This window comes from Candidatus Frankia alpina (genome assembly GCF_902806485.1).
GTDB classification, from domain to species: domain Bacteria; phylum Actinomycetota; class Actinomycetes; order Frankiales; family Frankiaceae; genus Frankia; species Frankia alpina.
Genome location: NZ_CADCWT010000263.1, coordinates 1 through 5,921 on the forward strand (window position 1 = coordinate 1; position 5,921 = coordinate 5,921).

Here is a 5,921-nt window from a genome sequence, read left to right on the forward strand (position 1 = left end):
TTGTCGGGGTGCCACCGGTATCGGGACCAAGGTCCCATCGCACCACCCGTGTGAGCCAGATTCGGAGAAATGTCCCCCCCCATCCCGGGTAGACCCCGGCAGAGTCGAGACCGAATGACCCTCATCGGGGGTCCGCGATGTGGCGTGCACAACCTCTTGGCCCTCAAGGGGAGGGGATACGGAACTCGGTATTCCTGCCGAAGGGCTCGATGGTGTCACGAAACCTCCTCGAAACGGCGTTAACCGGATCACCGGTGCCGGGGGCACTCCCGCGGTACCCACCTGGGTGGCCCGGACGTGCCTGGGTAGGTGTCATGACACACTTCGTCCCCAGCTCAGCGACAGAGTGCAACAGATAAGTGCTTGTCACGCAACGGCTTGTTGCGCCCCTCGATACGGATGCGGCCCGGAGGTTGACGGTGGAGGCTGAACGGCAACGCAATGATGCGCTGGACCAGCTGGCAGACATGCTCCAGTCTTTGATCGGAGATAACGAGACCAACATCAGTAGGCTGGCAGAAAGGACGGGATTCAAAAGGCAGCAGGTATCTCGGGCCGTCAACGGTCGGGAGGTACCTTCACCGGACCTCTCCGATGCCCTGGATGTCGTTCTCCCCTGCGGAGGAGCGATCAGGTGGCTGCGTGACGTCGCCGACCGGGAAAAGCGGGCGCGACGCCTCGGCGTCGTGCCCCCGATGAGAAAACCGACTGATGAATACGTTCCTGCACCGGAGTGGATGCTCGTAGCCAATGGTGCACGGACAATCGATCAAGGGGTGATTTCCGCGAACCGGCGAGAGTTCGCGGCGCTGCCCGCGCTGCCCGCCCTGTCCGCGCTGGCGGTCTCCACCCGGCAGCGCATCGAGATCGGCAGCGCCTCCGAGCGCACGCTCGACGAGCTGGAGTCCGACGTCGACGAGATCGCGCAGGTCTACGGCTCGGCCCCGCACGCCGCCCTGCTCGGCGAGGTTGCCGAGCGCTGGAAGCAGATCGAGGCGATCCTCGACGGCCGGATGTCCGCGAGCACCCGCAGCCGGGTGACGTTGATCGGCGGCCAGCTCACCTACTTCCTCGGCCGGCTGGCCTTCAACACGGATGACTTCCGTTCCGCCCGCCGGTTCGCCGGCCTCGCCGGAACGTACGCGAACGAGATCAATGAGCCCGTTCTCATCATGTCGGTCGCGGCCCTGCAGAGCTCTATCACTTATCACACGCAGCGCTATCGCCAGGCCATTGCCGCGCTGAGCATCGTCCGCCATGTGAACCACCCGTACATGGACGCGAGAATGGCCGCGTACGAGGCGCGGGCCTACGCGAAGGCGGGCGACAATGACAACGCCCGGCGCGCGCTGAACCGGATGGAGGCGGCGTCCTGCGCAATGGCACCGATGCCGGGAGAAACTCCGGTCGGTCCGGCAGCGGTTGCCATGTTCCGATCCGGGGTGGCCATCACGATGGGCGACGCCGACATGGCCCGGGAATGGGCGCCGATCGCGGTCGCCGGTTACCGGCGAAGGGGCGCCGACTTCACCGTCGAGGAATCCCATCACGCCTCGATGTCCGACGCTTCGCAACATCTCCTCGGTCCCGACGCGGAACCCGAGGAGGCGGCCCGGATCGCCATGACAGTAATGTCGTCCGCGCCGGCGGAACTGACGCATACCGTGAAAGCTCGACTGCGGCAGTGCGCCTCGTCGTTTTCTCCGGAACATCATCGGCTGCCCGCGGTTTCCTCCTTTCTCGAGGCGTGCCGGACGCTGCCGGCCGGAACGCCGGTATGACGACGAAAGAGGCGGCCGTCACGGCCATTCCGACACTCACCACGAAACGCCTCGTTCTGCGTCCGCTCGACAATGCCGACGTTCCCGGTTTCGTCGAGATCTGGTCCGATCCCGAGTTCACCCGCTATATCGGTGGACGGTCCGATCCGGACAGCGTGTGGCATGCGATGGCCGGCAACATCGGCTGCTGGGCGCTGACCGGCGTGGGCCCCTGGGCCGTCGTGGAACGGTCGACCGGTTCGCTCGTCGGGCGGGCCGGGCTGTGGACCGAACCCGGCTGGCCCGACGTCGAGGCCGTCTGGTTCATCCGCCGCGACCGCTGGGGCCGGGGCTACGCGCGCGAGGCGGCCAGCGCCGCCATCGGCTGGGCCTTCGCGCAGCGGCCCGACCTCGACGAGGTCGTCGCGGTCATCCTGCCGGACAACACCGCGTCGGTCCGCGTCGCCGAACGGCTCGACATGACCCCGAGGCGCCTGGAGTTCATCCACGGCGAGGACCATGCCGTCTACACGATCAGCCAGGCCGACTGGAGCGCCGCCCTGCGCGGCCTGCCCGCCGTGCCCGCCGTGCCCGCGCAGGCCGGGTAGAACCCGCGCTGACAACTCGACACCCGAGGCACCGACCACACGATCACCGACACTGCGAACACTGCGCAGCGAAACACAACGGGACACCATGCAACGCGGCGAGAGCGGTGGCCGGGCCCAGGATCACCACCGGGCCCGGGCCAGCCAACCCCACGGTTCGGTCTACCTGTGCGGCGAGCAGCCGCTGCCGGGCCCCGCGGCGAGGCCGGCCAGGACGACCGCGACCGCGCCACGGCTGACCGCGGTGGGCACGGGCAGCGCGGCCGCCGCCTGGGTCAGGCCCCGCACCAGAAAGTAGAGCTCGTCGACGGCGTCGCGCAGCCGGCGGGCCGCGTCCGCCGCGCCCGGGGGGAGCTGGTCGGGGACGCCGAGCAGGTTCGCCAGCGTCACCTTCGTCGCACCCCGCTCGATCATCGCGGTGACCAGCTCGGCGAGCGCCGGACCCGGCTCGGGTGCGGCCACGAGCGTGCGAGCGTGCGCGACGAGATCGTCGAAATGCCGGACCAGCGTCGCCTCGACGAGGTCGGCCTTGGTCGGGAAGTGGCGGAACACCGTCGCGACGCCCACCCCGGCCCGCCGGGCCACCTCCTCCGTCGATGCCTGCGCGCCGAGCTCGCCGAACACCTCCTCGGCGGCGGCGAGGAGGTGTTCGCGGTTCAGCCGGGCGTCCACCCGCATCCGCGACCACCCCTCACCCGACGTCGGCCCCCGCCGTCCGTCGTATCACCCGCCACCGCCGCGGCAGTGTAAACGAAGCTGACACTTCGGTTAGAATCCGAAGTCATCACTTCGTTTATGCGACCGGAGGCACCGATGACGACCGTCGCCACGCCCACCGAGGTCTTCCACGCGCTCGCCGACGGGGTGCCGCGGCTCGTGCTCGGCGACCGCTCCCAGCTCGATCAGCTGGTCGCGCTGTACGCCGAGCACACCGACGTCCGCCATCCGTTCGCCCCGTTTCCGGCCAAGCCGCTGCGTACCCGCGACGACCTGCGTCGGCACTTCGGCGGGGCGACGACGGCGACCGACGGAGTCGAGAGCTTCGCCGCGGTCGGCCGGACCGTGCACGCCACCGCCGACCCGGAGGTCGTCATCGGCGAGTTCCGCTACGTCGGCCGGGCCCACACCCACACCCACACCCACGACTTCGACATCCCGTGCATCTCCGTGCTGCGGGTGCGCGACGGGCAGATCGTCGAGTCCCGCGACTACACCGACGCCGTCGGGTTCGCCCGGGCGTTCGGCCGGCCCGACGAGCTTGCCGCGGCCCTCGCGGCCTGACCTTGCGCTCGCCGTCCGCGACGAAGCACCGGTCCCCGTCGCCGCCATCAACGAATGGCCACCCCGCCCCGATGAACTCCACCCCGGGGCGGCTGCCCGAGGTGTGGGGGCCGGTGCGGCGCGCAGTCTGCTGTTCACCGGCCGGCGGCGAGATGCTCGCCGAGCTACCAGTGCTATACTCAGGGCTCAAGCCCGCCGATATCTGCGCACACCTTCGTGGCAGGCAGTCCGGCCGTCTGTGGCAGTACGCCCGATGCGACATGGAGTTCGACGTGGCCGTTCCGTACACGAAGGGGCTGCACGAGGTCGCGGCCGGCATCTGGGCCTGGCTGGCCCCGGACGGCAGCTGGGGCTGGAGCAACGCCGGCCTCGTCACCGGCCAGGATTCAAGTCTGCTGGTCGACACCCTGTTCGACCTTGAGCTGACCCGCGAGATGCTCACCACGATGGCTCCGATCACCGCGCAGCGGCCGATCAGCGACCTGGTCAACACCCATGGAAACGGCGACCACTGCTTCGGTAACGCTCTCGTACCCGAACACACCCGCATCCACGCGGCACCCGGCGTCTCACGTCATCTCGTCGAAGACGAGTCCCCGCAGTTCCTCGCCCAGGTCGTCTCCGTCGACCTCGGCCCTGTCCTCACCCCGTTCATCACCCGCGCCTTCGGCCCGTTCCGGTTCGACGACATATCCCTGCGCACCCCGGACCGGGAGATCACCGGACCAGGCACCCTCACCGTCGGCGACCGCGAGGTCCACCTGCTGCCGCTCGGGCCCGCGCACACCGACAGTGACGTCGTGGTCCACATCCCCGACGCCGCCGCGGTGTTCGCCGGCGACCTTCTCTTCATCGGCAGCACACCGATCATGTGGGCCGGTCCGATCAGCAGCTGGATCGCCGCCCTCGACACGATCATCGCCCTCGACCCCGACGTCATCGTCCCCGGACACGGTCCGGTGACCGATCTCGACGGCGTGAACGAGGTCAGGGCCTACCTCCACCACGTCGACGCCCAGGCCCGCACCGCGTTCGCCGCCGGCATCGACTGGAAGCACGCCGCACTCGGCATGGACCTCGACCGGTTCGCCTCCCTCAGCGACGCCGAACGGATCACCGTCACCACCTACAACATCTACCGCGATCTCGATCCCGACCTCCCGCAGGCCGCCATGGTGGACCTGTTCACCGGCATGGCCGAGTGGGATGCCACCCGGGGCACCGGCTCCCCTCAGGCGGGCGGGGTCGTGAACTCCGGCTGGTCGATCAGCCGCATCCAGGAACCGTCCGGCTGACGGTGGACCACCTGGGCGCGGGCGCCGGCGCCGTCCTTCGGCGGGGTCGAGGTCAGGGCGGTGTCGCCGCTGGCCAGGGTCGGCAGGGGCGCCTCCTGTTCGAACGGCGGCAGGTGCGGCAGGGCCGTCACCCAGAAGGCGCGGATGGCCTCGCGGCCCACCGTCACGCTGCCCGGCGGGTAGGCCATCACCGCGTCCGGTTCGTAGAGCGCCGCGATGCCCTCGGCGTCGCGGGCGTTGACCCGCTCGACGAACAGCCGGGTGATGTCCTCGGGCTGCCCTGCCTTGTCGCGTTCCGACATGTGTCCTCGCTCCGTGGAGAGTCCTGGTTCTGGTCCGTACCTGTGTGCAGCTGTTCCAGGATCTCCGGCCCGGCAGGCAGACGTCCAACAGATAATCCGTATGAGATCTAGAAGCAGGACTGATGGTTCCGGGGGCTCGGGCGTCCGGCTGTTGCCCTGCCGCTCGGCGGTGGACACTGGTGGGCGGAGGTGGTGCACGATGCCCGTCGAGCTCAACCACACCATCGTCGTCGCCCGGGACCGGCGCGAATCCGCCGAGTTCCTGGCCGACATCCTCGGTCTGTCCGTCGGGACGCCGACCGGCCCGTTCCTGCCCGTGTCCACGGGCAACGGTGTCATTCTCGACTTCGCCACCAGCGACGAGCCGGCCATCGCGGCGCAGCACTACGCCTTCCTCGTCTCCGAACCGGAGTTCGACGCGATCTTCGACCGGATCCGGCGAGCCGACGTCGATTACTGGGCCGACCCCGGGCGACGACAGCCCGGCGAGATCTACCGTCGGGGCGGCGGTCGCGGGGTGTACTTTCTCGACCCGTCCGGCCATTTCCTGGAGATCCTCACCCCCACCGGCGGATGAACCGACCACGCGCGATCCTGCTCGACGTCTACGGCACCGTCGTGGCCGAGGTCAACGACCTCGCCTCGGTCCGGGAACTGCTCCGGGCCACGCCGGAC

7 protein-coding genes are annotated in these 5,921 nt (G+C 69.2%); 5 read left to right on the top strand and 2 right to left on the bottom strand.

All coding sequences use genetic code 11. The features are described 5' to 3' along the window. Window positions 1-419 precede the first annotated feature (419 nt). Together G6R25_RS20255 and G6R25_RS20260 are read left to right on the top strand one after the other, a co-directional pair. Complete coding sequence (locus tag G6R25_RS20255) at window positions 420-1,781, top strand: NsdA family TPR-like regulatory protein (protein WP_163554205.1); 1,362 nt, start codon at window positions 420-422, stop codon at window positions 1,779-1,781. Further along, window positions 1,778-2,368: a GNAT family N-acetyltransferase gene (locus tag G6R25_RS20260; protein WP_163554206.1), complete on the top strand. Its 591-nt coding sequence runs from the start codon at window positions 1,778-1,780 to the stop codon at window positions 2,366-2,368. Before G6R25_RS20255 ends, G6R25_RS20260 begins: the two co-directional genes overlap by 4 nt. 162 nt (window positions 2,369-2,530) lie before the next feature. Here G6R25_RS20260 and G6R25_RS20265 read toward each other — a convergent pair whose 3' ends face one another. Next, the gene (locus G6R25_RS20265) at window positions 2,531-3,046 is read right to left on the bottom strand and encodes a TetR/AcrR family transcriptional regulator (protein ID WP_163554207.1); all 516 of its coding nucleotides are present in this window, start codon (window positions 3,044-3,046) and stop codon (window positions 2,531-2,533) included. A gap of 135 nt (window positions 3,047-3,181) precedes the next feature. On the opposite strand from G6R25_RS20265, the gene G6R25_RS20270 reads away from it, so the two are divergent. After that, window positions 3,182-3,649, top strand: coding sequence for a nuclear transport factor 2 family protein (locus G6R25_RS20270; RefSeq protein ID WP_163554208.1), 468 nt, complete (start codon window positions 3,182-3,184; stop codon window positions 3,647-3,649). 272 nt (window positions 3,650-3,921) lie between these two features. Beyond that, on the top strand, window positions 3,922-4,944 hold the full coding sequence (locus G6R25_RS20275) for an MBL fold metallo-hydrolase (protein WP_163554209.1): 1,023 nt from the start codon (window positions 3,922-3,924) through the stop codon (window positions 4,942-4,944). Here G6R25_RS20275 and G6R25_RS20280 read toward each other — a convergent pair. Continuing rightward, the gene (locus G6R25_RS20280) at window positions 4,881-5,246 is read right to left on the bottom strand and encodes a YybH family protein (protein ID WP_163554210.1); all 366 of its coding nucleotides are present in this window, start codon (window positions 5,244-5,246) and stop codon (window positions 4,881-4,883) included. The two genes, G6R25_RS20275 and G6R25_RS20280, sit on opposite strands and share 64 nt — an antisense overlap. A 199-nt stretch (window positions 5,247-5,445) precedes the next feature. On the opposite strand from G6R25_RS20280, the gene G6R25_RS20285 reads away from it, so the two are divergent. Beyond that, the gene (locus G6R25_RS20285) at window positions 5,446-5,823 is read left to right on the top strand and encodes a VOC family protein (RefSeq protein ID WP_163554211.1); all 378 of its coding nucleotides are present in this window, start codon (window positions 5,446-5,448) and stop codon (window positions 5,821-5,823) included. Window positions 5,824-5,921 lie beyond the last annotated feature (98 nt).